General features: G+C 69.4%; 19 protein-coding genes and 3 rRNA genes. 6 read left to right on the top strand and 16 right to left on the bottom strand.

Features of this window, described 5'->3' with window-relative positions; genetic code table 11:
• Positions 1–116: 116 nt before the first annotated feature.
• Together AB0F89_RS02020 and AB0F89_RS02025 are read right to left on the bottom strand one after the other, a co-directional pair.
• Complete coding sequence (locus AB0F89_RS02020; protein WP_367131957.1) at positions 117–341, bottom strand: hypothetical protein; 225 nt, start codon at positions 339–341, stop codon at positions 117–119.
• 400 nt (positions 342–741) lie between these two features.
• Positions 742–2,799 carry an ATP-dependent DNA helicase UvrD2 gene (locus AB0F89_RS02025; protein WP_367131959.1) on the bottom strand — a complete coding sequence of 686 codons (2,058 nt, stop codon included), beginning with the start codon at positions 2,797–2,799 and terminating at the stop codon, positions 742–744.
• A 72-nt stretch (positions 2,800–2,871) separates the two neighbouring features.
• On the opposite strand from AB0F89_RS02025, the gene AB0F89_RS02030 reads away from it, so the two are divergent.
• Positions 2,872–3,612, top strand: coding sequence for a DUF4191 domain-containing protein (locus tag AB0F89_RS02030; RefSeq protein ID WP_367131961.1), 741 nt, complete (start codon positions 2,872–2,874; stop codon positions 3,610–3,612).
• Between the two features lie 69 nt (positions 3,613–3,681).
• Here the strand turns inward: AB0F89_RS02030 and AB0F89_RS02035 are convergent, their stop codons facing one another.
• Entirely contained in the window at positions 3,682–4,155 is a 474-nt protein-coding gene (locus AB0F89_RS02035; RefSeq protein WP_367131963.1) for an RDD family protein, read from the bottom strand.
• A gap of 194 nt (positions 4,156–4,349) precedes the next feature.
• Here AB0F89_RS02035 and glnA point away from each other — a divergent pair, with 194 nt between their 5' ends.
• Positions 4,350–5,774 (top strand): type I glutamate--ammonia ligase, encoded by a 1,425-nt coding sequence (glnA, locus tag AB0F89_RS02040; protein WP_367131965.1) that lies wholly within the window; start codon positions 4,350–4,352, stop codon positions 5,772–5,774.
• 126 nt (positions 5,775–5,900) lie between these two features.
• Here the strand turns inward: glnA and AB0F89_RS02045 are convergent, their stop codons facing one another.
• Positions 5,901–6,293, bottom strand: coding sequence for a YkvA family protein (locus tag AB0F89_RS02045; RefSeq protein WP_367131967.1), 393 nt, complete (start codon positions 6,291–6,293; stop codon positions 5,901–5,903).
• Positions 6,294–6,959, bottom strand: coding sequence for a hypothetical protein (locus AB0F89_RS02050; RefSeq protein WP_367131969.1), 666 nt, complete (start codon positions 6,957–6,959; stop codon positions 6,294–6,296). It abuts the gene before it with no gap.
• A 189-nt stretch (positions 6,960–7,148) separates the two neighbouring features.
• Here AB0F89_RS02050 and AB0F89_RS02055 point away from each other — a divergent pair, with 189 nt between their 5' ends.
• Complete coding sequence (locus AB0F89_RS02055) at positions 7,149–7,364, top strand: hypothetical protein (protein ID WP_367131971.1); 216 nt, start codon at positions 7,149–7,151, stop codon at positions 7,362–7,364.
• Between the two features lie 42 nt (positions 7,365–7,406).
• Here AB0F89_RS02055 and AB0F89_RS02060 read toward each other — a convergent pair whose 3' ends face one another.
• The 6 genes from AB0F89_RS02060 to AB0F89_RS02085 form a co-directional block, all read right to left on the bottom strand.
• Positions 7,407–8,336, bottom strand: a complete 930-nt coding sequence (locus tag AB0F89_RS02060; protein ID WP_367131973.1) for an NADP-dependent oxidoreductase — start codon at positions 8,334–8,336, stop codon at positions 7,407–7,409.
• Positions 8,337–8,348: 12 nt separating this feature from the next.
• On the bottom strand, positions 8,349–11,291 hold the full coding sequence (locus AB0F89_RS02065; RefSeq protein WP_367131975.1) for a bifunctional [glutamine synthetase] adenylyltransferase/[glutamine synthetase]-adenylyl-L-tyrosine phosphorylase: 2,943 nt from the start codon (positions 11,289–11,291) through the stop codon (positions 8,349–8,351).
• 40 nt (positions 11,292–11,331) lie between these two features.
• Positions 11,332–11,556 carry a hypothetical protein gene (locus tag AB0F89_RS02070; protein WP_367131977.1) on the bottom strand — a complete coding sequence of 75 codons (225 nt, stop codon included), beginning with the start codon at positions 11,554–11,556 and terminating at the stop codon, positions 11,332–11,334.
• Positions 11,553–12,686, bottom strand: coding sequence for an anion permease (locus tag AB0F89_RS02075; RefSeq protein ID WP_367131978.1), 1,134 nt, complete (start codon positions 12,684–12,686; stop codon positions 11,553–11,555). The genes AB0F89_RS02070 and AB0F89_RS02075 overlap by 4 nt, the downstream gene beginning before the upstream one ends.
• A gap of 126 nt (positions 12,687–12,812) precedes the next feature.
• Positions 12,813–13,538, bottom strand: coding sequence for a type 1 glutamine amidotransferase (locus tag AB0F89_RS02080; RefSeq protein WP_367131980.1), 726 nt, complete (start codon positions 13,536–13,538; stop codon positions 12,813–12,815).
• A gap of 15 nt (positions 13,539–13,553) precedes the next feature.
• Positions 13,554–13,988 (bottom strand): rhodanese-like domain-containing protein, encoded by a 435-nt coding sequence (locus AB0F89_RS02085; RefSeq protein ID WP_367131982.1) that lies wholly within the window; start codon positions 13,986–13,988, stop codon positions 13,554–13,556.
• 79 nt (positions 13,989–14,067) lie between these two features.
• On the opposite strand from AB0F89_RS02085, the gene AB0F89_RS02090 reads away from it, so the two are divergent.
• From AB0F89_RS02090 to AB0F89_RS02100, 3 genes are all read left to right on the top strand, one after another.
• Positions 14,068–14,532, top strand: a complete 465-nt coding sequence (locus AB0F89_RS02090; protein WP_367131984.1) for an Lrp/AsnC family transcriptional regulator — start codon at positions 14,068–14,070, stop codon at positions 14,530–14,532.
• Positions 14,533–14,663: 131 nt separating this feature from the next.
• On the top strand, positions 14,664–15,275 hold the full coding sequence (locus tag AB0F89_RS02095) for a hypothetical protein (RefSeq protein ID WP_367131986.1): 612 nt from the start codon (positions 14,664–14,666) through the stop codon (positions 15,273–15,275).
• Positions 15,272–15,478, top strand: a complete 207-nt coding sequence (locus tag AB0F89_RS02100; protein ID WP_367131988.1) for a helix-turn-helix domain-containing protein — start codon at positions 15,272–15,274, stop codon at positions 15,476–15,478. The genes AB0F89_RS02095 and AB0F89_RS02100 overlap by 4 nt, the downstream gene beginning before the upstream one ends.
• On the opposite strand, the gene AB0F89_RS02105 is transcribed toward AB0F89_RS02100, so the two are convergent.
• From AB0F89_RS02105 to AB0F89_RS02125, 5 genes are all read right to left on the bottom strand, one after another.
• On the bottom strand, positions 15,459–16,316 hold the full coding sequence (locus tag AB0F89_RS02105; protein ID WP_367131990.1) for a GNAT family N-acetyltransferase: 858 nt from the start codon (positions 16,314–16,316) through the stop codon (positions 15,459–15,461). The genes AB0F89_RS02100 and AB0F89_RS02105 overlap by 20 nt on opposite strands.
• A 67-nt stretch (positions 16,317–16,383) precedes the next feature.
• Positions 16,384–16,500 (bottom strand): 5S ribosomal RNA (gene rrf, locus AB0F89_RS02110).
• 128 nt (positions 16,501–16,628) lie between these two features.
• Positions 16,629–19,709, bottom strand: a 23S ribosomal RNA gene (locus AB0F89_RS02115).
• Between the two features lie 342 nt (positions 19,710–20,051).
• Positions 20,052–21,570: ribosomal RNA gene (locus tag AB0F89_RS02120) — 16S ribosomal RNA — on the bottom strand.
• Together the 16S, 23S and 5S rRNA genes form the textbook arrangement of a ribosomal RNA operon.
• A gap of 468 nt (positions 21,571–22,038) precedes the next feature.
• On the bottom strand, positions 22,039–26,043 hold the full coding sequence (locus tag AB0F89_RS02125) for an FkbM family methyltransferase (RefSeq protein ID WP_367131992.1): 4,005 nt from the start codon (positions 26,041–26,043) through the stop codon (positions 22,039–22,041).
• Positions 26,044–26,087 lie beyond the last annotated feature (44 nt).

The raw sequence follows: 26,087 nt of genomic DNA on the forward strand, positions 1-26,087 counted from the left end.
GTATTTGTCGTGCGCACTTGCGGTCTTGCGGCAAAACGGGTGTGAACAGCACGAAGGCCGCGGATCCGGTTACGGGTCCGCGGCCTTCGTGAGCTGGTGGCCTGACTACGAGGTGGTCAGGTACTTCGCTCTTGCGCGGACGGCGCAACGTTCTGAGTCGGGACAACGGTCGGCGCGTACGGCGCCGGCACCTGGATCAGCTGAACTCGCTCGACGCCCCGCATGAAGGCGTGGCGATCGCGGGCAGACTTCTCCCACGAGAGGTGAGCGGCGCCGGAAACCAGTCGCACCCCGGTCATCAGGTCACCGGGAGTGCGGAGGCACTTGATGATTGCGTCCACGACCGGTCACCTCCTCGGGTGCTCTTGACTCGACTGCCAGCTCTAGCTCTGAATCCCCAGCGGGCGCTTCGCGCCCGGCCTCAGCAGGTTATGACCCCGCGCAGGACGGGTGCAACTGCTTTTTCCAAATACCTGTCGATCGGGTGAGATTTCTGCGTTTGCCCTGCACAGAGGGGCAGGGGGTGAACACACCCGCGGACCACCCGCCCGCCGGGCGAGCCGGGCGCGACCGGACCCGTCGACCACCACGAGGTTGGCTGTCGGCTGAAAGCACCACCGGCGCAGGACCGGCGGGCCGTGGCACCACCGGCACCGTCGGCCGGGAGCCGGCCGCCCGGAGGTCAACGGCCGGAGGTCAACGGCTGGGGTCGATGCGCCCAGGGGTCAGCGTGCCCAGGAGTCAGCGGCCACCGCGCACGAGCGCCAGCACGTCCTCGCCGTAGCGGTCGAGCTTGGCGGCGCCGATGCCGGAGATGGACACCAGCCCGGCGACGTCCTCGGGCCGCTGCTCGGCGATCGCGACCAGCGTCGCGTCGGTGAACACCACGTACGCGGGCACCTTCAGCTCGCGCGCGCGGTCCGCCCGCCACGCCCGCAGCTTGGTCAGCAGCTCCTCGTCCAGGTCGGACGGGCAGGAGGCGCACCGGCTCAGCTTGACCGACCGCGAGTCCACCAGCGCCGAGCCGCACACCCGGCACTGCGGCTTGGGCCGCTTCTGCAGCGGCTCGCGCTTGGCCGCCGTCCGCGACGCCGGGTGGTCGTCCGGCACGAGGCCGTAGAGGAACCGGCTGCGCCGCCGGTACCGGCGACCGCCCGCGGCCCTGGCCAGCGCCCACGACATCCACAGGTGCTCACGGGCGCGCGTCACGCCCACGTACAGCAGCCTGCGCTCCTCCTCGATCGCCGCGTCGTCGCCGTCGGCGTGCTGGATCGGCAACGTCCCCTCGACCAGCCCGACGAGGAACACCGCGTCCCACTCCAGACCCTTCGCCGCGTGCAGGGACGCCAGCGTCACGCCCTCCACGGTCGGCGGGTGCTGCGCCTCGGCCCGCAGCTCCAGCTCGGCGACGAACTTCGGCAGGTCCGCGCCCTCGACGGTGGTGACCAGCTCCTCGGCCAGCTCGACCAGCGCGAGCAGCGACTCCCACTTCTCCCGGGCCGTCCCGCCGGCGGGCGGCTCGTCGGTCAGGCCGATCCCGGCCAGCACCTCGCGCACCACCTTCGGCAGCTCGCCGGTCGGCTCGTGCGCCGCCGCCGACCGCAGCGCGACCACCGCCTGCCGCACCTCGGCCCGCTGGAAGAACCGCTCGCCGCCGCGCACCTGGTAGGGCACGCCGACCTCGGCCAACGCCTGCTCGAACACCTCCGACTGGGCGTTCACCCGGTAGAGGACGGCGATCTCGCTGGCCGACACGCCCTCGTCCAGCAGCGCCTTCACCCGCCGGGCGACGGCCGCCGCCTCCAGCGACTCGTCGTCGAACTCGGTGAACGTCGGCTTCGGCCCGTCCGGGCGCTGCCCGATCAGCGACAGCCGCGACCCGGCCGGCCTGCCGCGCGCCCACTTGATCACTTCGTTGGCCAGGCCAACGACCTGCGGCGTCGACCGGTAGTCCCGCTCCAGCCGCACCACGACGGCCTCGGGGAACCGGCGCGGGAAGTCCAGCAGCGGACGCGGCGAGGCGCCGGCGAACGAGTAGATGGTCTGGTTCGCGTCGCCGACGACGGTCAGGTCGTCGCGCTCGCCGAGCCACGCGTCGAGCACGCGCTGCTGCAACGGCGTGACGTCCTGGTACTCGTCCACCACGAAGCACCGGTAGCGGTCGCGGAACTCCTGCGCGACCTCGCCGTGCTCCTCCAGCGCCGCCGCGGTGTGCAGCAGGAGGTCGTCGAAGTCGAGCAGCTGCGCCTGGTTCTTCAGCTGCTCGTAGGTCCGGTACACCTGCGCGACCTGCTCGGCGGGCGCGGGCGTGTCGCGGCTCGTGCGCCCGGCGGCGGCCGGGTAGTCGTCGGGGGCGACCAGCGACGCCTTGGCCCACTCGATCTCGCCCGCGAGGTCGCGCAGCGAGTCCGACTCGGTGGACAGCCCCGTCCGGTTGGCGGCCTGGGCGACCAGCCGCAGCTTGTTGCGGTCGATCAGCTGCCACTGCTCGCCGCCGACCACGCGCGGCCAGAAGTAGCGGAGCTGGCGCAGCGCGGCGGCGTGGAACGTGCGGGCCTGCGCGCCGTGCACGCCGAGCGCGCGCAACCGGGTGCGCATCTCGCCCGCGGCACGTGCGGTGAACGTGACGGCGAGGACCTGACCGGCGGCGACGTGGCCGCGTTGGACCAGGTGAGCGATGCGGTGCGTGATGGTGCGGGTCTTGCCCGTGCCCGCGCCCGCCAGCACGCAGACCGGGCCCCGCGGTGCTTCCACGGCGGCGCGCTGTTCCGGGTCGAGTCCCTCCAGCAGCCGGTCCATGCGCTGCATCCTCGCAGAGCACAGCGAGTACTCCCGTCATGGGGCGACGCGGCGCGCCGTATCCTGGTGGGTATGGCTGGTAAGCAGGACAAGGCGGCTGCCAAGGCGGCCTCCAAGGAAGCGGCGAAGGCTCGGCGCGCGGCATCGAAGGCGAAGCGCAGCCAGATCTTCGAGGCGTTCAAGATGCAGCGCCGCGAGGACAAGGCGCTCGTGCCGTTGATGCTGGCGTGCCTGCTCGGCGCGACGGCCGCGGCGTTCCTGATCGGCCTCATCTGGGACATGCAGTGGGTGCTGCTGCCCATGGGCATCGCGGTGGGCGCGCTGCTCGCGGTCATCGTGTTCGGCCGCCGGGTGCAGCGCACCGTGTACGCGAAGGCCGACGGCCAGCCGGGCGCGGCGGCGTGGGCGCTGGACAACCTGCGCGGCAAGTGGCGGGTCACCCAGGCCGTGGCCGGCACGACGAGCGGTGACATGGTGCACCGGGTGCTCGGCAGGCCGGGTGTGGTGCTGGTCGCCGAGGGCGCCCCGCACCGGGTGAAGGGCCTGCTCGCGCAGGAGAAGAAGCGGGTGGCGCGGGTGATCGGCGAGACGCCGATCTACGACGTCATCGTCGGCGCGGAGGACGGCCAGGTGCCGCTGCGCAAGCTGCAGGCCCACCTGATGAAGCTGCCGCGCAACATCACGACCGCGCAGGTCGAGACGATCGACAACCGGTTGGCCGCGCTGGCCAGCCGCGGCGCGGCGCTGCCCAAGGGCCCGATGCCCCAGGGCGCCAAGATGCGCAACGTGCAGCGCGCCATGCGGCGTCGCTGACCGACGTCCTCGCAGCTCAGGCCCGTTCCGGCAGTCATCCGGGGCGGGCCTGGCGCGTTGCCGGGCGCGTCAGCGGACTCGGATGACGACCGTGCCGGCGGCCTTGTCGTGCAGCCCCCTGCCGTCGGCGTCCCAGACCACGGCCGGGATGATCGGGAAGATCAACGCCGTGCGCAGCGCGGCCCGGGGCACGCCGACGGTCCCGGCGCCGTCCAGCCGCGCGACCCGCAGCCCGAACAACGCGTGACCAGGGGTGAAGCCGAAGAAGCCGACCGCGGTGACGGTGATGGCGAACCAGGCCAGCAGGCTCCAGTTCTTCGGCAGGTCGGGCATGGTGAACAGGCCCGCGACGCCCGCCGACAGCGCGAAGTCGACCAGGATGGCGATCGCGCGGCGGCCGGTGGACGCGATCGAGCCGGGACCGGACTGCGGCAGGCCGAGGCGTTCACCTCGCCAGCGCTGCCCGGCGCCGTCGCCGGAGTCGGCGCCGGGTTCCAGCGCCGAGCGGGGTCCTGACAGCCACGAACCGGTCCACTTGCTCACCCCTCCAGAGTAAGGCCGTGCTCAGCGGGTGAGGACCGGCGGTCGGGTTGCCCGACCGGGGCGGCCCGTTAACACTGGCGAAACACGCGGGTGATGGCTGGGCAACACCGCAGTCATAGTTTCGCCACGATGGCAGGCCGCACCACGCAGCGGCGTACAACCACGCCCCCACCGCAGCAGAGGAGTCGACGAGGGTGTTCAAGAATCCCGACGAGGTCCTGAAGTTCATCTCCGACGAGGGCGTGAAGTTCATCGACGTCCGCTTCAGCGACCTGCCCGGCGTGATGCAGCACTTCACGCTCCCCGCCTCCGCGTTCGACGCCGAGGCCATCGCCGAGGGCCTCGCGTTCGACGGCTCGTCGGTTCGCGGCTTCCAGTCGATCCACGAGTCGGACATGCTGCTGCTGCCCGACCTGTACACCGCGCGCCTCGACCCGTTCCGGATCGAGAAGACGCTGATCGTCAACTTCTTCGTGCACGACCCGTTCACGCGTGAGGCGTACAGCCGCGACCCGCGCAACATCGCGCGCAAGGCCGAGCAGTACATCACCGAGTCGGGCATCGCGGACACCGCGTACTTCGGCGCCGAGGCGGAGTTCTACATCTTCGACTCGATCCGCTTCGACACCACGGCGAACGCGTCGTTCCACGAGATCGACGCCATCTCCGGCGCGTGGAACTCCGGCCGCGAGGAGGACGGCGGCAACCGGGGTTACAAGGTCAAGTACAAGGGCGGCTACTTCCCGGTCACGCCGACCGACCACTACGCCGACCTGCGCGACAAGATGGTCCTCAACATGGAGGCCCAGGGCTTCACCGTCGAGCGCGCGCACCACGAGGTGGGCACCGGCGGCCAGTCCGAGATCAACTACCGGTTCAACACGCTGCTGCACGCCGCGGACGACCTGATGCTGTTCAAGTACATCATCAAGAACACCGCCTGGCAGGCCGGCAAGACCGTGACGTTCATGCCGAAGCCGCTGTTCGGCGACAACGGCTCGGGCATGCACACGCACCAGTCGCTGTGGAAGGACGGCCAGCCGCTGTTCCACGACGAGTCCGGCTACGCGGGCCTGTCGGACGCGGCGCGCCACTACATCGGCGGCATCCTGCACCACGCGCCGTCGCTGCTGGCGTTCACCAACCCGACGGTGAACTCCTACCACCGCCTGGTGCCGGGCTACGAGGCCCCGGTGTCGCTGGTCTACTCCCAGCGCAACCGGTCGGCGTGCGTGCGCATCCCGATCACCGGCAACAACCCGAAGGCCAAGCGCATCGAGTTCCGCTGCCCCGACTCGTCGGGCAACCCGTACCTGGCGTTCTCGGCCATGGTGATGGCCGGCCTGGACGGCGTGAAGAACAAGATCGAGCCGCCGGCCCCGATCGACAAGGACCTCTACGAGCTGCCGCCCGAGGAGGCCCGCGACGTCAAGCAGGTGCCGGCGTCCCTCGACGCGGTGCTGGACAACCTCGAAGCGGACCACGAGTTCCTGCTGGAGGGCGGCGTCTTCACGCCGGACGTCATCGACACCTGGATCTCGTACAAGCGCGAGCAGGAAATCGACCCCCTGCGCCTCCGCCCGAACCCGTACGAGTTCGCGCTCTACTACGACGTGTGATCGGTGCGGGGCCCTGAGGTCCCGCTCAACGCCTCCACAGGCCGAAGGCCGGGTGACTGCCACAGTCCCCCGGCCTTCGGCCTTTCTCCCGCTCTCACGGAAGCGGAGAAAGGCCGGCACAGAGCACTACAGGGTCCTCGTCAACCGCCGCACCACGGCCAGCCCCTCCGGCGTGCCCGGCCAGTGCTCCGCGACCACCTCGGGCCCCGCGGAGCGGATCACCGAGCGGAGGACCCAGCTCACCGCGATCACGTCGTCCGCGTACCCCAGCACCGGGATGAAGTCGGGGACCAGGTCGAACGGCAGGGCCAAGTACCCCAGCAGCACCCACAGCCGGACCCTGGCCGAACGGGGCACGCGCGGGTCGCGGGCCAGGCGGGCGACCAGGCGCAGGACGTCGGGCAGCAGGCGCATCGCCAGCGACAGCGCGTTGCCGCGCGGACGCACCAGGAACAGGCCCAGGAGCAGCAGCAGCCACGCGCCGACCAGCCCGATGGCGACGCCGAGGAGGACGTCCACCTACTTGGGGACCGGGATGCCGGTCACGGTCACCGCGCCCCCGGTGGGCGCGAGCTGACCGATGATCCCGGCGAACGTCAACGAGAACGACGTGCTCCCGGCGCCGACCTTCTTGTCCAGCTCCACGTAGCCGTTGACGCTGCCGCCCTTGGCGATCGACACCGGCCACCGGCTGGTCGACAGGGACGCGCCGTACGAGCGCTCGGCGTCGTCCACGGCCGAGATGGACGCGACCGGCAGGTCCATCTTCGCGGTGCTGGCGTTGACGGCGGTCACGAACACCTTCAGCCGACCGCCCACGTTCTCCACCTTGGTGACCTCGACGGTGAGCAGGCCGCGCGCCTGCTTCCACGATCCGGTGAGGACCGCGCTCTGCGCCACGGGCTCCGAAGAGGACTCGGAGGCAGACTCCGAAGCGGACGACGGCGCCGCGCCCACCGCGCCCTCCAGGCTGCCGGTGGGCTCCTCGGACCCGGTCGACTCCCCGGTGGGGAGCGGGGTCGGCGCCGTCGAAGACGTGCCACCGAGGGTGACGCTCAGCGCGCCGACACCGATCGTGCCCGCGGTGACCGCCTGGACCACCCCGAGCACCACCAGCACGCCGAGCACCACCAAGCTGATCTTCAGAGCCGCGCTGCTCTTCTTGCGATGGGTTCCGTCGACCATGACGTCCTTCGTCCGGGCGCACGCGTGCGAACGTGAGCACCCCCCATGAGTGACGACAGTCTCGACACAAGCCACACCAATAGTCAATGCAGGTGAACCCCAGTTCAACGGTGCGTAGCCCTCGGTGAACACGCCGTCGACACCAGGGCTGCCCGTCCCACCATCGGGATGTGCGGTTAGGGTCGCGCCGTGTCTGATGACGTCGCAACCCCCGCGCAGGTGCTGTCCACCAACATCTTCGACTCCGCCGCCGAGGCGATCGAGGCGATCGCCGCAGCCGACGTGCTCGGCCTCGGCGTCCGCGTCTCGAACCGCCTCGTGCAGGACGAGGAGTCCGACGACTCGCTCGTGGAGGAGTGGATCGTCGAACTGCTCACCACGGTCCCGACCGTCGACGAGGAGTGACCGGCCGGAGTGCCCTCGCCTCGACGGGGGCACTCCACCGCCTCACACGATCAGCACGACCTTGCCCCGCACGTGCCTGCCCTCCAGCAGCCGGTGCGCGTCGGCGGCCTGCTCCAGCGGGAACGTCTGCTGGACCTCCACCTTCAACGTCCCCGAGCCCGCCTGCTCGGCCAGCCAGTCCAGGTCGGCCCGCACGGGCTTGGCGTAGGCGTACCGCCCGCCCAGCTCCAGCACGTTCGTGTCCACGATGGACACGATCCGGGACGGGTCGCGGACCAGCGCGGGCGAGTCGTTGAGCGCCGCGCCGCCGACGCAGTCGAACGCCACGTCGACCAGCCCGTCGCCACCCACCAGCTCGGCCACGTTGTCGACCAGCGCGTCGCCGTAGGCCACCGGCTCCACGCCGAGCGACCGCAGGAACCCGTGGTTGCGCGGTGACGCCGTGCCGATCACCCGCGCGGCGCCCAGGATGCGCGCCACCTGCACGGCGAGGTGCCCGACACCGCCGGCGGCGGCGTGCACGAGCACCGTGTCGCCCTCGCCGACGCCGACCTTCCGCAACGCCTGCAACGACGTCAGCCCGGTGAGCGCGAGCCCACCGGCCTCCTCGAACGACAGCGACGCGGGCTTGTGCGCCAGCCCGCGCTCGGTGGCCGCGATCAGCTCCGCGTACGCGCCGTGCTGCACGTGGTCCTTGCGCTGGTAGCCGAACACCTCGTCACCGACGGCGAACCCGTCCACCGCCGGTCCGACGGCGCGCACCACGCCCGCCACGTCCCAGCCCGGCACCAGCGGGAAGTGGTGCGGCATCGACGCGGCCGCGTACCCCATCCGCACCAGCCGGTCGACCGGGTTCACGCCGGCCGCCCGCACCTCGACCAGCACCTGGTCCAGCGCGATCGGCGGGTCCGGCAGCTCCCGCACCACGAGGACTTCGGCGTCTCCGAATTCGTTCTGCGCGATCGCTCTCACGGACCCCAGTGTTCAGGACCCGTAGAAGATGCGCTCGATCACGGCCCGCGCACGCCTGGTCGTGCGCCGGTAGGAGTCCAGGAACTCGCCGGGGTCGCCCGCGTGCCCCATCGCCGACGCCACCGCGGCCAGGTCGCGCCCGGCGGTCGGCAGCTGGTCGCCGGGCTTGCCGCGGACCAGCACGACCGCGTTGCGCGCCTCGGTGGCCATCACCCACGCGTCGGTCAGCGCGGACGCGTCGTCCGCCGACACCAGTCCCGCGTCGGTCGCCGCGCGCAGCCCGCGCACGGTCGACGGCGTGCGCAGGCCGGGCACCTCGAACGCGTGCTGCAGCTGCAGCAGCTGCACGGTCCACTCGACGTCGGCCAGCCCGCCGCGCCCCAGCTTGGTGTGGGTGGACGGGTCGGCGCCGCGCGGCAGCCGCTCGGCTTCGACGCGCGCCTTGATGCGCCGGATCTCGCGCACCGCGCCCGCGTCCAGCCCGCGCTCCGGGTAGCGGACCGGGTCGATCATCTCGATGAACCGCGCGCCCAGCTCCGCGTCGCCCGCGATGTGCCGGGCCCGCAGCAGCGCCTGCGCCTCCCACAGCTCGGCCCACTGCGCGTAGTACGCCCGGTAGGAGTCGAGCGTGCGCACCAGCGGCCCCTGCCTGCCCTCCGGCCGCAGGTCGGTGTCCACCTGCAGCGCCGGGTCCTGGCTGGGCGCGCTGAGCAGCCGCCGCACCTGCTCGACCACGGACGACGCGTACCGTGCGGCGTCCGCGTCGGTCACGCCGGGAGCGGGCTCGCACACGAACATCACGTCGGCGTCCGACCCGTACCCCAGCTCGCGCCCGCCGAGCCGGCCCATGCCGATCACCGCGATGGACGCCACCCGCTCGCCGGCCGAGCGCACCACCGCGTCCAGCGCCGCCTGGAGCACCGCCACCCACACCTCGGACAGCGACACGCACACCGTGCGCAGCGGCACCAGCCCGAGCAGGTCCGCCGACGCCACCCGCAGCAGCTCCTGCCTGCGCAGCGACCGGGCGGCGGTGACCGCGCGGTCCAGGTCGCTGTACCGGGACACGGTGCTGCGCAGCGGGTTGCCGATCGCCATCGGGTCGCCGCCGACCAGCGCCGCGGTGTCGGCCAGCAGCCGCAGCACCTCCGGCGCGCGCACCAGCAGGTCCGGCACGAACTTCGACGTGCCGAGCAGCGCGGCCAACCGGTCGACCACGGTGCCCTCGTCCCGCAGCAGCCGCAGGTACCAGGGCGTCTCGGCCAGCGCCTCCGACACCCGCCGGTACGCCAGCAGCCCCCGGTCGGGGTCCGGCGTGGTGGCGAACAGGTCCAGCAGCACGGGCAGCAGCGCCGTCTGGATCCGCGCCCGCCGCGAGACGCCCTTGGTCAACGCCTCGATGTGCTTGAGGGCGCCGTCCGGTGCGGCGTAGCCGAGCGCGGCCAGCCGTGCCGCCGCCTGGGACGTGGTCAGCCGCAGCGCCTCGGTGGGCACGTTCGCCACGGCCTGGAGCAGCGGCCGGTAGAACAGCTTCTCGTGCAGCCTGCGCACCTGGTTGGCCCGCTTGCGGAACTCGGCGAGCAGCACCTGGCTCTCCGACAGCCCGCCCTCGGCCTGCAGCCCCGACGCGCGCGCCAGCCACCGCAGCCCGCTCGTGTCGTCGTCGGCCGGGAACAGGTGGGTGCGCAGCAGCCGCTGCAACTGCAACCGGTGCTCCAGCGTGCGCAGGAACCGGTAGGCGCGGCCGAAGTCGGCGGCGTCCGCCCGGCCCACGTACCCGCCGCGGCCGAGCGTGGCCAGCGCCTGGGTGGTCGTGGTGATGCGCAGCTCCTCGTCACCGCGCCCGTGCACGAGCTGCAGCAGCTGCACGGCGAACTCGACGTCCCGCAGCCCGCCGCGGCCCAGCTTCAGCTCGCGGTCGGTCAGGTCCGCCGGCACGTGGTCCTCGACGCGGCGGCGCATGGCCTGCACGTCGGGCACGAAGTTCTCCCGTTCGGCGGCCGTCCACACCAGGGGTCGCACGACGTCCATGTACCGCAGGCCCAGCTCCTCGTCGCCCGCCACCGGACGGGCCTTGAGCAGCGCCTGGAACTCCCACGTCCGCGCCCACCGCTGGTAGTAGGTGGCGTGGCCGTCCAGGGTGCGCACCAGCGCGCCCGCCTTGCCCTCCGGCCGCAGCGCCGCGTCCACCTCGAAGCACGCCTGCCCGGCCACCTGCATCACCGCGCCCGCCAACCGGGTGGCCACCGCGAGGTCGCCCTCGCCGACGAACACCACGTCGACGTCGCTGACGTAGTTCAGCTCACGCGCGCCGCACTTGCCCATGGCGATCACGGCGAGCCGGCACTCGTCCGACCGCGGCACCTGCCGCGCGGCGACGTCCAGCGAGGCCCGCAGCGCGGCCACGGCCAGGTCCGACAGCAGGGCGGCCACGTCGTCGTAGTGGACGTACGGCTGGTCCGGCTCGACCACGTGCGCCAGGTCGGCGGCGGCGATCCGGCACAGCAGCGCCCGGTACTCCAGCCGCAGCGCCCGCACGGCCTCCGCGCCGGTCAGCCCGTCGACCGCGGCGACCAGCGCCGGCGCGAACGCCCCGGCGTCCACCGGTTCGCCCCCGGCCAGGCCGCGCCAGCGGTCCGGGTTGGCGACCAGGAAGTCCGCCAGCGCGGTGGACGAGCCCAGCACCGCCAGCAGCCTGCCGCGCAGCGCGTCGTCGTCCCGCAACGCCTGGTCCAGCTCGGGCCACCGGTCGCCGAGGGCGACCCTCAGCCGGTCGACGCCGAGCAGCGCGAGGTCCGGGTCCGGGCTGCGGGACAACGCCACCAGGATCGGCTCGTTGCCCTCGCTCGGCCTGCGGCCCTCCCACCAGCCGGCGTCGTGCAGGTGCTCACCGCCGCGCGCCCCGGTCAGGCCGAACCGCGCGGGCGACGTGGGGAGGCGGGATGGATCGGTCATCGGAGGACACGGTAGTCGGCTCCGCCGCCGCGGGAGCGGTTCAGCCGGCCACGATCAAGTAGATGCCGAACAACACTACGGTCACGCACGCCAGCAGGCAGGCCGCCGCCGCGGCCGTCGGCAGCGCGGTGGACGCCTGGCGCTCCTGCGCCGCCTCCCGCGCCGACAGCGCGCGCAACCCGCCGGAGAACAGCAGGACCAGCCCCAGCACCACGGCGAGGCTCACCCCGAACACGGCGCCGAGCGCCGCCCAGTCGATCTTCACACCGCCACCTTGTGCGTCTCGGCCTGCGCCGCGATCTCGTCCACCACGTGCTCGGGTCGCACCGGCTCGCGGCGGGACAGCAGCCAGATGCCCAGCGACACCCCGATCCCGACCACCGCCACGGCCACCACGCCGGCCGTGCCCAGCGACGCGACCTTGCCCGCGAGCGCGCCGACCAGGCCCGCCGCCGGCAGCGTCAGGCCCCACGCCGCCGCCATCCGACCGGCCACGCCCCACCGCACGCCGTCGCGCTGGCGGGCCAGGCCGGAGCCCATGATGCCGCCGGACGCGACGTGCGTCGTGGACAGCGCGAAGCCCAGGTGCGACGACGCCATGATCACGGTCGCCGCGCTGGTCTGCGCGGCGAAGCCCTGCGGCGCCTCGATCGTGGTCAGGCCCGAGCCGAGGGTCTTGGTGATCCGCCAACCGCCCAGGTAGGTGCCCAGCGCGATGGCGACGGCCGCGCTCAGGATCACCCAGAGGGGCGGTTCCGCGCCGGGCGCGAGGGTCCCGGCGGTGATCAGGGTCAGCGTGATGATGCCCATGGTCTTCTGCGCGTCGTTCGTGCCGTGCGCGAGCGACATGAGCGCGGCGGAGGCGATCTGCCCGCTCTTGAAGCCCTTGTCGGTCACCGACGCGCGGGCGCGCTTGGTCAGCCGGTAGGTCAGGTAGGTGGCCAGCAGCGCGACGATGCCCGCCACCAGCGGCGCGGCGATCGCGGGCGCGATCACCTTGTCCACGACCTTCCCGAAGTGCACGGCGTCCGCGCCGGACGCGATCCAGGTCGCGCCGATCAGCCCGCCGAACAGGGCGTGCGACGAGCTGGACGGCAGCCCGACGTACCAGGTCACCAGGTTCCACATGATCGCCCCGATCAACCCGCCGAACACGATCGCGGGCGTGATCAGGGCGTCGTCCACGATCCCGCCCGAGATGGTCTTGGCGACCTCGACCGACAGCAGCGCCCCCACCAGGTTCAACACCGCGGAGAACGCGACGGCCGTGCGCGGCTTGAGCGCGCCGGTGGCGATGGAGGTCGCCATCGAGTTCGCGGTGTCGTGGAAGCCGTTGGTGAAGTCGAAGACCAACGCCGTGATGACCACGATGATGACGAGGAGCGAGGCATCCACGCTGATTCCTCCAACTGAATCGACACAGTCGAAGGTAAACGCTACCTGTCTGGTCGATGAACGCTCACAACAACGAGGTGAACGCTACCTGTCCACTGGGTGAACGCCGGCATCAACGGATGTTCGTCACACCAGGGGCAGGCTCCGGTGGATCGTCAGCTCACCCGCCGCCAGGCGCACGAATCGTTCGGCAAACGGCTGCCACACCTCCCGAATGTCCTCGTGCCCTCGGTCGAGCCGGTCCGGTTCGAGCGACCGCGGCCGCACCTCCGGGTACCCCGCCGCCCAGCGCAGAACCACCTCCGGCGTGGTCTCGATGTGGAACTGCACGCCGTAGGCGCGGTCACCGATCCGGAACGCCTGGTTGGCGCACTTCGGCGACGACGCGAGCAGCAGCGCGGTCGGCGGCAGCAGCGAGACCTCGTCGTGGTGGAACTGCAGCACGTCCGGCGTCCACGGCAGGTCCGCGAACAGCGGGTCACCGCTCGCCGCGTCCCGCTTGGCCACCAGCTGCACCCCGACCTCGGGCCCCTGCGGGCTGCGCCGCACCTGCCCGCCGGTGGCCGCCGCCAGGAGCTGCGCGCCGAGGCAGATCGCCAGCAGCGGCGCCCTCTTGGACACCGCGTGGGACAGCAGCTTGCGCACGTCGGCCAGCCACGGGTGCTCGACGTCGTCCAGCGCGCCCATGGCGCCGCCCAGGCACACCACGCCCTGGTAGCCGTCGAGCGCGGCCGGCAGTGGTTCCTCGTAGGGCTTCACCACGTCCAGCACCGCCCCGGCGGCGGAGAGCCACTCGCCGAGGCGGGCGGGTTGGTTGTCGTGGTCGAGTTGCAGCACGAGCAGGCGCGTCACCTGACCGAGGGTAATTCAGCAGTCGCAGGAGATGCCGTGCAGGTCCGCGCCGCCGGCATCGCCCTCGACCGGGTAGCCCGAGGCGTGCCAGGCGGTGATGCCGCCGGCCAGCCGCTTCACCTTGAACCCCAGCCGGGACAGCGCCAGCGCGCCCTTGGTGGCGGCGTTGCACTCGGAGCTCTCGCAGTAGCAGACGTAGACGAGGTCCCGGTCCCAGGCGGCGGTCGTCGTCGCGTCGACCTCCCAGTGCGGGAGGTTGATCGCGCCGGGGATGCGGAGCCGGGCGAACGCCTCCGGGCTGCGCGTCTCGACCAGCCGGAAGCCCTCGGTCGACCCCGCCGCCAGGTCGCGGACCACGTCGTCCGGGTCGGCCTCGAAGGCGAGTTCGGCGGCGAAGAACGCGGCGGCGGCAGCGGGGTCGGCGGCGGGGAAGCGGAGCGTGTTGGTCATGGGGAAATGGTGGCTGACCAGCGCGTTCCGCCCCAGGGAGAAGTCACGGCGTTCGGCCGGTCCGACTTACGATTCCACGGTGGAACTGGACGACCTGGATTGGAAGTTGCTGGACCTGCTCCAGCGCGACGGGCGGATGACGTTCACCGAGCTGGCCAAGCGGGTCTCGCTGTCCGCGCCCGCGACGACCGAGCGGGTGCGGCGGTTGGAGCAGGCCGGGATCGTCACCGGGTACGCGGCGGTGGTCGACCCGCAGCGGCTCGGCCTGCCGATCGAGGCCATCGTGCGGGTGCGGGTGCGCAGCCTCGACACGCCCCGGTTCCGGGAGCGGGTGGTGACGATGGCGCAGGTGCGCGACGCCGACCACGTCACCGGGGACGACTGCTGGCTGCTGCGCGTGGTGTGCCGGTCGATGGTGGAGCTGGAGGAGTTCGTGGAGCTGGCCCAGCGGTACGGCGACACCACCACGTCGCTGGTGTTCTCGTCGCACGCGCGCAACCGCCCCGTGACGCGGGAGGTGTTCGGCGGTATCGTTTCTCGATAACATCGATAAACGATATGCGGGGGGCATGTCATGTCGAGGGGGAATCCGTTAGAGCCGTTGACCGGCGCGGTGTCGGCGCTGTTCACCATGCGCACGAGCGCCGAACTGCGCGCCGACCTGGAAGGAACGGTGTGAGCGCGACCGCGGACCCGTTGCGGCCGCTGACCAAGGTCGTCCGGCTCCTGTGGTCGGTCACGGTCGTGCTGACCGCGGGCCTGACGACCGTGTCCGCGGTCATGGGGGCCGTGCAGTCGCTGCCGGTGTGCTTCCGGACCGGCCGACCGCCCGGCGGGTACGTCGACGGCGAAGCCCTCCGGACGGGGGCGAGCAGTTCCGCCGAGCAGTTCCGGATCTGCGTCGAGGAGCCGACCGGCGCGGAGCGGGTGCTCGGGTTCCTGAACGCGGGACCGAGCGCGTTCGGCTACGCCATCGCGCTGCTCCTGCTGCTCCTGGTGCTAGAACGCGCGTCCCGCGACGGCGTCCACACCGAGGCGACGGCCTCCGGGCTCCGCCGGCTCGGGTGGTTCGTGCTGATCGCCCTGCCCACGGCGACCCTGGTCCAGGCGCTCGCGGCCGACTGGCTGTCTCGGCGCGTCGTGGACCGGGAGCACGAGGCGATCCGGTTCCTCGCCGACTGGGACGTGCCGTGGTGGGCGGTGGTCACCGGCGTGGGTCTGCTGGCGCTTGGCAAGATCATGCGCACGAGCGCGGACATGCGAGAGGACCTAGAGGGAACGGTGTGAGCATCCAGGTGCACCTCGACCGGCTGCTGGCCGAGCGCGGGATGACGTTGACGGAGCTGGCCGACCGGGTCGGCGTGACGGTGGTCAACCTGTCCGTGCTGAAGAACGGCCGGGCGCGGGCGATCCGGTTCAGCACGCTCACCGCGCTGTGCGAGGTGCTGGACTGCCAGCCGGGCGACCTGCTCAGCCACCGGCCGGGGTGAACACGAACTCCGCCGAGTCGACCACCGGCCGGAACCCGATCCGCTGGTAGATCGAGTTGGACGTCGGGTTCGCCAGGTCGGTGTAGAGCACGACGTGCTCGGCGCCGCTCTCCCTCGCCCACGACGCGCAGGCCGCGGTGACCGCCGCGCCGTAGCCGTGCCTGCGGTGCTCGGGCGGGGTGTAGACGGGACCGATGCGGGACATGCCGGACGCCGGTGCGCCCGCCACCGCCCACGCCACCGGCGTGTCGCCGTGCTGCCAGATCAGGTGGCCGTGCCCGGCGGCCAGGCCGGCGCGCATCATGAGCCGCGACCGCTCCGCGTCACGAGCCTGCCCGGTCGCTTCGACGGCGAAGTCCGTGCGCCAGCCGACCAGCAGGTCGAGGTCGTCCTCGGTGGCCAAGCGGGCCGCGCCGGGCACGTCATCGGGCGGCGCCAGGTCGTCGAGCTGGTACAGGCGCAGCGCCATGTGCTCCCGGGCGGCGCAGCCGGTGCGGGCGGCCCACGCGACGACGAACGGCTCCACCGACTCGCGCGGTCCGTTCACACCGGGGAGTTCGACCTCACCGGCCAAGGCGTCCGCGACGGTCTCGGCCCACCGGGGCGCGACACCGCTGAGCGTGAACGGCCAGGGCGGCGTGCGCAGTGCGGCGGCCACCAGGACGCCGTCCTCGGCGACCGTCACCAGCAGCGGCGGTTCGTCGTCCGGGTCCGGGTGGTTGAGCCGCCGGTCGACCGCCGCGATCGGGATCGTGTGGAAGACGGGATCGGTGTTGAAGAAGTCGCTGGTTAACGCCCAGAACTCCGCCAGGTCGTCGTGTCTGGTCACCTCGGCCATGTCCGGACCGTAACGCAAAAAGCCCTCAGGGGCACTCGGATAACCGAGTGCCCCTGAGGGAAGAATTGTTCGGCGGCGTCCTACTCTCCCACACCCTCACGAGTGCAGTACCATCGGCGCTGGAAGGCTTAACTACCGGGTTCGGAATGGGACCGGGTGTTCCCCAACCGCTATGACCACCGAAACACTATGAAATTACCAACCCGTAGGCACCCCGACCCACCCAAACCCTCCGACCTCCGTCGGGGACAGGTGGACCGTGGTGGTCCGGTTCGGCTCTCTCAGAACCGCACAGTGGATGCGTAGCGCCTTCATGACAAGTCCTCGGCCTATTAGTACCGGTCAACTCCAGCCGTTACCGACCTTCCATCTCCGGCCTATCAACCCAATGGTCTCTTGGGGGCCTTAACCCACAAAGGGTGGGATACCTCATCTAGGAACAGGCTTCCCGCTTAGATGCTTTCAGCGGTTATCCCTTCCGAACGTAGCCAACCAGCAATGCCCTTGGCAGGACAACTGGCACACCAGAGGTCCGTCCGTCCCGGTCCTCTCGTACTAGGGACAGCCTTCCGCAAGTATCCTACGCGCGCGGCGGATAGGGACCGAACTGTCTCACGACGTTCTAAACCCAGCTCGCGTACCGCTTTAATGGGCGAACAGCCCAACCCTTGGGACCTACTCCAGCCCCAGGATGCGACGAGCCGACATCGAGGTGCCAAACCATGCCGTCGATATGGACTCTTGGGCAAGATCAGCCTGTTATCCCCGGGGTACCTTTTATCCGTTGAGCGACCACGCTTCCACAAGCCATGGCCGGATCACTAGTTCCGACTTTCGTCCCTGCTCGACCCGTCGGTCTCACAGTCAAGCCCCCTTGTGCACTTGCACTCGACACCTGATTGCCAACCAGGCTGAGGGAACCTTTGAGCGCCTCCGTTACCCTTTGGGAGGCAACCGCCCCAGTTAAACTACCCACCAGGCACTGTCCCTGATCCGGATCACGGACCGAGGTTAGACATCCAGTACGACCAGAGTGGTATTTCAACGACGACTCCACAACCACTGGCGTGGCCGCTTCACAGTCTCCCACCTATCCTACACAAGCCGAACCGAACACCAATACCAAGCTATAGTAAAGGTCCCGGGGTCTTTCCGTCCTGCCGCGCGTAACGAGCATCTTTACTCGTAGTGCAATTTCGCCGGGCCTGTGGTTGAGACAGTCGAGAAGTCGTTACGCCATTCGTGCAGGTCGGAACTTACCCGACAAGGAATTTCGCTACCTTAGGATGGTTATAGTTACCACCGCCGTTTACTGGCGCTTAAGTTCTCAGCTTCGCCCCGAAGAGCTAACCGGTCCCCTTAACGTTCCAGCACCGGGCAGGCGTCAGTCCGTATACATCGTCTTGCGACTTCGCACGGACCTGTGTTTTTAGTAAACAGTCGCTTCTCGCTGGTCTCTGCGGCCGAAAAATCCTAGCCCGCAAGGGGCTTCAAATCCCTCGGCCCCCCTTCTCCCGAAGTTACGGGGGCATTTTGCCGAGTTCCTTAACCACAGTTCGCCCGATCGCCTCGGTATTCTCTACCTGACCACCTGTGTCGGTTTGGGGTACGGGCCGCATGAACACTCACTAGAGGCTTTTCTCGGCAGCATGGGATCACCCTACTTCGCCTCAATCGGCTATGCATCACGTCTCAGGATATATGAACCGCGGATTTGCCTACGATTCTCCCTACACGCTTACACCAGTACTACCACTCACTGGCGGAGCTACCCTCCTGCGTCACCCCATCGCTTGACTACTACAAGTTCAGGTCCCGCGCTCCACGTAGTCCCTCGTCCGAAGACTCAGGACAGGCTTTGGGCGGTTAGTATCACAAGGTTCGCCATGGGCGCGTTCACACGGGTACGGGAATATCAACCCGTTGTCCATCGACTACGCCTGTCGGCCTCGCCTTAGGTCCCGACTTACCCTGGGCGGATTAGCCTGGCCCAGGAACCCTTGGTCATCCGGCGGCAGAGTTTCTCACTCTGCTTTCGCTACTCATGCCTGCATTCTCACTCGTCCAGCCTCCACACCTGGATTCCTCCGGCGCTTCGATGGCTGAACGACGCTCCCCTACCCATCCAGACATACATCTGAATGACACGGCTTCGGCGGTGTGCTTGAGCCCCGCTACATTGTCGGCGCAGGACCACTTGACCAGTGAGCTATTACGCACTCTTTAAAGGGTGGCTGCTTCTAAGCCAACCTCCTGGTTGTCTGGGCGACCCCACATCCTTTCCCACTTAGCACACACTTAGGGGCCTTAGCCGGCGTTCTGGGCTGTTTCCCTCTCGACTACGAAGCTTATCCCCCGCAGTCTCACTGCCGCGCTCTCACGTACCGGCATTCGGAGTTTGGTTGATTTCGGTAAGCTTGTGGGCCCCCTAGACCATCCAGTGCTCTACCTCCGGCACGAAACACACGACGCTGCACCTAAATGCATTTCGGGGAGAACCAGCTATCACGGAGTTTGATTGGCCTTTCACCCCTAACCACAGCTCATCCCCCAGGTTTTCAACCCTGGTGGGTTCGGGCCTCCACGCGGTCTTACCCACGCTTCACCCTGGCCATGGCTAGATCACTCCGCTTCGGGTCTAGACCACGCGACTATGGGCGCCCTATTCGGACTCGCTTTCGCTACGGCTACCCCACACGGGTTAACCTCGCCACGCAGCACTAACTCGCAGGCTCATTCTTCAAAAGGCACGCCGTCACCCCTAAAGGCTCCGACGGATTGTAGGCACACGGTTTCAGGTACTATTTCACTCCCCTCCCGGGGTACTTTTCACCTTTCCCTCACGGTACTAGTCCGCTATCGGTCACCAGGGAGTATTCAGGCTTAGCGGGTGGTCCCGCCAGATTCACAGCAAATTCCACGAGCTCGCTGCTACTTGGGAACACCACTAGGAGATGTCGGGTTTTCACGTACGGGACTCTCACCCTCTACGGCCACGCTTTCCAGACGCGTTCCGCTAACCGCGACATTTTCTGACTCCTTGCCAGTCCGGCAGAACTGACCAGTAGGTCCCACGACCCCGCACACGCAACCCCTGCCGGGTATCACACGAATACGGTTTAGCCTCTTCCGCTTTCGCTCGCCACTACTCACGGAATCACGGTTGTTTTCTCTTCCTGCGGGTACTGAGATGTTTCACTTCCCCGCGTTCCCTCCACACGCCCTATGTGTTCAGGCGTGGGTGACCCCACATGACTGAGGCCGGGTTTCCCCATTCGGAAATTCTTGGATCTCAGCTCGGTTGACAGCTCCCCAAGACTTATCGCAGTCTCCTACGTCCTTCATCGGCTCCTGGTGCCAAGGCATCCACCGTGTGCCCTTAATAACTTGCCACAAAGATGCTCGCATCCACTGTGCAGTTCTCAAAGAACAACCAGACACCATCTCTTCCCTGCCAACGCCTACCGGCAACCCGGCGGTTCGAAGACTGAGACAGCCCTGTCGTTTCTCGCTGAGGAAAACACTCACGTGTTCTCTCAGGACCCAACAGCGTACCGAACAGAAGCTTTGAACCCTCTGAAGACCCTTCCACGCCCGCAAGCGGACAGTACTAACTCTCCAGACAACCCGAAGTCCTGCATATAGCCAGCATCCACAATAATGAGCTCCACCCGACGATCGTTCGCCGCCAGCGTGGCCTCCACTCCGGAAAACCGGAGTGCAGATGCTCCTTAGAAAGGAGGTGATCCAGCCGCACCTTCCGGTACGGCTACCTTGTTACGACTTCGTCCCAATCGCCAGTCCCACCTTCGACCGCTCCCCCCAGCAAGCTGGTTGGGCCACGGGCTTCGGGTGTTACCGACTTTCGTGACGTGACGGGCGGTGTGTACAAGGCCCGGGAACGTATTCACCGCAGCGTTGCTGATCTGCGATTACTAGCGACTCCGACTTCACGGGGTCGAGTTGCAGACCCCGATCCGAACTGAGACCGGCTTTGTGGGATTCGCTCCACCTCACGGCTTAGCAGCCCTCTGTACCGGCCATTGTAGCATGTGTGAAGCCCTGGACATAAGGGGCATGATGACTTGACGTCATCCCCACCTTCCTCCGAGTTGACCCCGGCAGTCTCCCATGAGTCCCCGCCATAACGCGCTGGCAACATGGAACGAGGGTTGCGCTCGTTGCGGGACTTAACCCAACATCTCACGACACGAGCTGACGACAGCCATGCACCACCTGTACACCGGCCACAAGGGGGCCAATATCTCTACTGGTTTCCAGTGCATGTCAAGCCCAGGTAAGGTTCTTCGCGTTGCATCGAATTAATCCACATGCTCCGCCGCTTGTGCGGGCCCCCGTCAATTCCTTTGAGTTTTAGCCTTGCGGCCGTACTCCCCAGGCGGGGTGCTTAATGCGTTAGCTGCGGCACGGAGGACGTGGAAGTCCCCCACACCTAGCACCCACCGTTTACGGCGTGGACTACCAGGGTATCTAATCCTGTTCGCTCCCCACGCTTTCGCTCCTCAGCGTCAGTATCGGCCCAGAGACCCGCCTTCGCCACCGGTGTTCCTCCTGATATCTGCGCATTTCACCGCTACACCAGGAATTCCAGTCTCCCCTGCCGAACTCAAGTCTGCCCGTATCGACTGCAGGCTCCACGTTAAGCGTGAAGTTTTCACAGCCGACGCAACAAACCGCCTACGAGCTCTTTACGCCCAATAATTCCGGACAACGCTCGCACCCTACGTATTACCGCGGCTGCTGGCACGTAGTTAGCCGGTGCTTCTTCTGCAGGTACCGTCACTCACGCTTCGTCCCTGCTGAAAGAGGTTTACAACCCGAAGGCCGTCATCCCTCACGCGGCGTCGCTGCATCAGGCTTTCGCCCATTGTGCAATATTCCCCACTGCTGCCTCCCGTAGGAGTCTGGGCCGTGTCTCAGTCCCAGTGTGGCCGGTCACCCTCTCAGGCCGGCTACCCGTCGTCGCCTTGGTAGGCCATTACCCCACCAACAAGCTGATAGGCCGCGGGTCCATCCCATACCGCCGGAACTTTCCACCCACCCCCATGCAGAGGCAGGTCATATCCGGTATTAGACCTAGTTTCCCAGGCTTATCCCAGAGTACAGGGCAGGTTACCCACGTGTTACTCACCCGTTCGCCGCTCGTGTACCCCGAAGGGCCTTACCGCTCGACTTGCATGTGTTAAGCACGCCGCCAGCGTTCGTCCTGAGCCAGGATCAAACTCTCCAATAAGGAATGAGTTCGATCGCTCCGAACAACACTGACAAGTAATGTCAGTTGTCCAGTAACAATCTCAAAGGAAAACCTCTTGACGAGGTCATACAATTTACTGGCTATTCGGCACGCTGTTGAGTTCTCAAAGAACACGCGCTCACCATCACGTCCCGCGTCTTACCGCAGTTCATTCCGGGGCTTTGTGTTTCCGGTGTTTCGCTTGTGTTTGAAGCTTAGCTCGTTCGTTTTCGCGGTGTCAAATCGGCCGTTTCGACCTGCTCGGCGCCGCGACAAACTCGCTTTGCATTCAATTTGTTCTGAGTCCCAGAGCGGAGGCAGCACGCTGTGCTGCTTATTCGTTTCTGGAGGCTTGACGCCGCAGTAGTCTACTCGGCCCGATTCGCGGTGTCAACCGCTCGTTCCGAGGTTCTTGCTGGCGACTCGGTAAAAGTTACTCATGACCTTCGCCCGTGTCAAATCGCCTGGTCAGGGCGCTGCGGGAGCGGTGCGGGCCGGCACGGCGAGCTGGGGACCGGGCGCCTTCGCCTGGATCGGGCGCGGGCGCAGCCACAGCGAAGTGGTCCGCACGCCCCGCATCGCGGCCACGATCTGCTCCGGCGAGGCCGCTTCGCGGGTCGCCACCGGCACCAGGTCGTAGCCCCAGATCCGGAACTCCTTCAGCACCGTGACCGGATCGTCGCCGAAACCCTCCGTCGCCGAGGCGGAGAACTCCAGGAACACGTGCGGGCGATCCCGGCGCAGCAGGCGCACCAGTCCGGCCAACGCGCGGTGACCTCGGCCCGGCGCGTCCACCCGAACGACGGACAGCTTGCGGCCCTGCAGCGACGGCACGGCCTCCAGCTCCTTGTCGAGCCTGGCCGCGCGCACCTTCGGCACGTCGTCACCGGCGTCCTCCGGCAGCGGCGCCACCGACACCCCGCCGGTCAGCGCGGGCTGGGTGATCAGCTCGCCGGTGGTCTCCCACGCGGCGGCGTCGACCAGGACGAGCTGCTGCGCCACCCGTTCGGGCAGGTTGACGTCGACGTTGTGCCGCAGCAGCGCCCGCGCGGACGGGCACGGCTCGACCGCGACCACCGCGCCGCCCGTGCCGAACCGGCTGAGCATCCGCACGGTCTGGTAGCCGACGTACGCGCCGACGTCGAGGAAGATGCCGTCCGGCTCGACCACCGAGTCGATCAGCTCCGACAGGTCGGTCTCCCACACCCCGTTGCTGGACAGCATCGGGAGCATGAACGCGTCGTCCGACGGCAGCCGCAGCAGGCCGACGTCGGTCAGCACGAGCGAGCTGCGCGGCACACCGTCGCTGTGCCGCTCGTGCTCGCGCACCACGACCCGGCGCAGGGCGTCGGCGGTGTGCTGGGCCTGGTTGGCCGCGCGCAGCCCGGCGTCGAGCTTGGTGTCGCGGTCCCGCAGCACGTCGACGACCTTGGACTCCAGCGAGTCGATCCGGTCGAGGGTGCGTTCGAGCGCGACGGTGAGCTTGTCGATGCGCTTGGCCAGGGCGTCGCTCTGCTTGGCGCGCTTCGCGGCCTCGGCGACGACGGCGTCCTCGATCTCGCGCAGCCGCCGCCCCTGGCCCGCCATGTCGGCGCGGACGCGGACCACGCCGTCGTCCACGCCCACGAGCTGGTCGGCGAGGTGGCCCTGGTGCTCGGCGTGCTGCTCCAGCTCGGCGCGCAGCACCTCCAGCTCGCCGAGGCCGACGCCGGTGGACAGGTCGTCCTGGCGGCGGACCAGCTCGGAAGCGGTGCGCTCGACCCCGTCGACCAGGGTGCCGAGCACGTCGCGCATGTGGTTGTCGTAGTGGTCGAGCACGCGCAGGACGACCTTGCGCAGCTGCGGCGCCATCGGCGTGCGGCTGGCCGTGCCCACGTCCGGCTGGCGCAGCAGGGCGTGCTTCGCCGAGTGCAGCGCCGTCAGCGGGTCGACGGTCGGCGCGGGCTTGGCCCGGCGGGCGCGCCAGCCGCGGTAGGCGTGCTCGACGCGTTCGCGGAGGAGGTCGCCGATCTTGGCGACGTCGCGGGTGGCGCGGACGTGGTCGCGCCCCTTGATGCCGATGGCGGCGGCTGCCGGCAGGTCCTCGGCGAGGGCGCGCATGAGCTTGGCGGCGGCTTGGACGTCCGGCTCGACGCCGTGGCGGCACGGCACGAAGATCACCGCGGCCTTGTCGAACAGCTCGGCGACCGCGCCGTGGTCCGAGGTGAGGATCGGGGTGGCCGCGGCGGCGTGCCCGGCGAGGACGTGCGCGACCCGGTCGCACGCGCCGCCCCGGTGCAGGTGCACGAGGCAGTCGACGGCGCCGAGCGCGTCGACCAGCTCGATGCGCGGGTCGGCGGCGGTGGCCAGCCGCAGCCGTTCGGCGGCCTCGGGGTGCGCGGCGGCGTTGGTGACCTCGATGCGCAGCGTCACGTCGTTGCGGTCGGGGAAGGCGGAGAGGAACGCGGAGACCGCGCCCAGCACGTTGCCCTCGCGGTCGATGGCGTGGTCGGCGAGGGCTCCGAAGATCACCCCTTCGGTGTCGTCGCCGGGGGTCGCGGGCTCGGCTTCCGGGACCGGGAGCGGGAGGACCCGGACGGTCGGGCCGCCTTGGCGTTCGAGTGCGGCGCGGGTCGTCTCGGAGGGGACCCAGACCTCGGTGGCGCCGGTCGGCTGGTCGTCGTCCAGGAGGTAGTCGACCACGAAGCGGCTGTCCGGGACGCGTTCGGCGGTGCCGACGCGGACCACGACCGGGTAGCCGGCGGTGGTCGAGGTCGGGAGGCCGGACGCGCGGGCGGCGGCGTGCACGAGTTCGGCGATCGGTCCGGAGCCGAGGACGCTGACGCCGAGCTGGTCGTGCAGGACGGGCGCGTCGGCGCGGGCGCTCGGCACGGCTTCCACGGGCAGCCGGCCCGCGGCGACGCCGACGCTCGCGCACCAGTCGCGGAACGCCTGGGCGTCGTTGTCGAAGGGGTGGGGGAACTGGGTGCGGAGGGCCTGGTCGGAGCGCCAGAGGGCGGCGGACCAGCGCGTGCTGCCGGGGAGGTCGGGTGCGGGCTCGCTGGCCCAGGCCACGAAGGCCGCGCCGTTGTCGGGACCGAAGGCCGGGGGTGGGGTGGAGCGGGGTGGCTTGGGGGCTTCGGTCGAGCGCGGTGGTGCGGCGGGGCGCGGTGGTGCGGCAACGGGCTCGGAGTCGGGCTCGGCGGCGGGCTGCTCGGCCTGGGGCTGCTCGGCGGCCGGGTCGGGGGTGACCTGGTCGGCGGCGGGCGGCTCGGCGGGGTCGGCAGGCCGGTCGAGGGGGAGCTGCCCGGCCTGGGGCGGCTCGGCGGCGGGTTCGGTGCTCGCCCCGACGGCGGCATCGGTGTCGGGCTCGGTGTCGGGCTCGGTGGCCGGGGTGTCGCTCAGCGCGGCAGGAGCGACAGGGGCGGCCGGGGCGAAGCTCGGTTTGGTGCCGTTCACCCTGGTCGGTGCGGCGTCGGCGGCAGGGTCGGCGGGTGGTTCGGGCGCTGACCAGCCGTCCGGGCTGAAGGCGGAGCCGGGGTGGGTGCGGGCCGCCTCGCGGTAGTCCGCTCGCAACTCGTCCGGGAGCTGGGTGCCGTCCAGCAGCTGCCCGAAGCCGTACCGGACCCGCTGCGGCGTGTGGCCCTTGCGCACCAGTTCCGCCCGGTACGCCGTGCACAGGTCCGCCAGCAGCGGGTGTTCCGACAACAGCACGCGCGGCCGGTCGGCGAAGGCCGCGGACAGCAGCCACGGCCGGTTCGGGTCGAAGCCCGCGAAGTGCACGCTGCGCACCGGTTCGCCGACGGTCGTCAACGTCCCGTCCGGCCGCCGGTGCAGGTCCCGCTGGGCGGCGTTCCACACCGACAGGCCGACCGTCGCGTCCCGCAGCACGTGCACGTTCACCAGCGCGGGCGCCATGTCGAGCACGGCCTTGGTGGCATCCGGCGTGCGGCGCAGCTGCTCGCCGAGCGAGCGCAGGAACGGCTCGGCGCCCGGCGCGACCAGCAGGAAGCCCGGGTCGAAGACGCCCGTCTCCAGCAGTTCGGTCGGCGTCGGCCGCAGGCCGTCGTCCGGCAACGGCCGCAGCGACCTCGGCAGCAGCACCAGCGGGCCGCGGCGGACCGCCGCCTCCACCAGGTCGGTCAACGGGCTGAGCACCTGCACCCACGGGTCCAGGAACAGCACCGGCACGCCCTGGCCGAGCAGCTGCTCCAGCAGCGCGGGCCGCAGCACGCCGCACAGCTGCGACGCCGTGCAGCCGGTCGCCAGCTCGGCCAGCTCCTCCCGGCTCATCCCCAGGTCGGCGGGGGTGACCAGGCCGGGACCGGAGTTCTCCGGCTGGGCGTCGACCACCAGCGCCATGAACCTGGCCTGCGGGTGGTTGGCCAGGAACGAGCTGGACAGCACCTTCACCGCGGGCAGCTCGGCGGCGGTGGCCACCGTGCAGGCGATGAACGTGGGACGGGATTCCGAACGCGCGGGCACCTCGGTCACGGTCTGCAAACCTAGCTTCTCCGAGTGCCCGGTGTGGACCACCC

This window comes from Saccharothrix sp. HUAS TT1 (genome assembly GCF_040744945.1).
Lineage (GTDB): Bacteria > Actinomycetota > Actinomycetes > Mycobacteriales > Pseudonocardiaceae > Actinosynnema.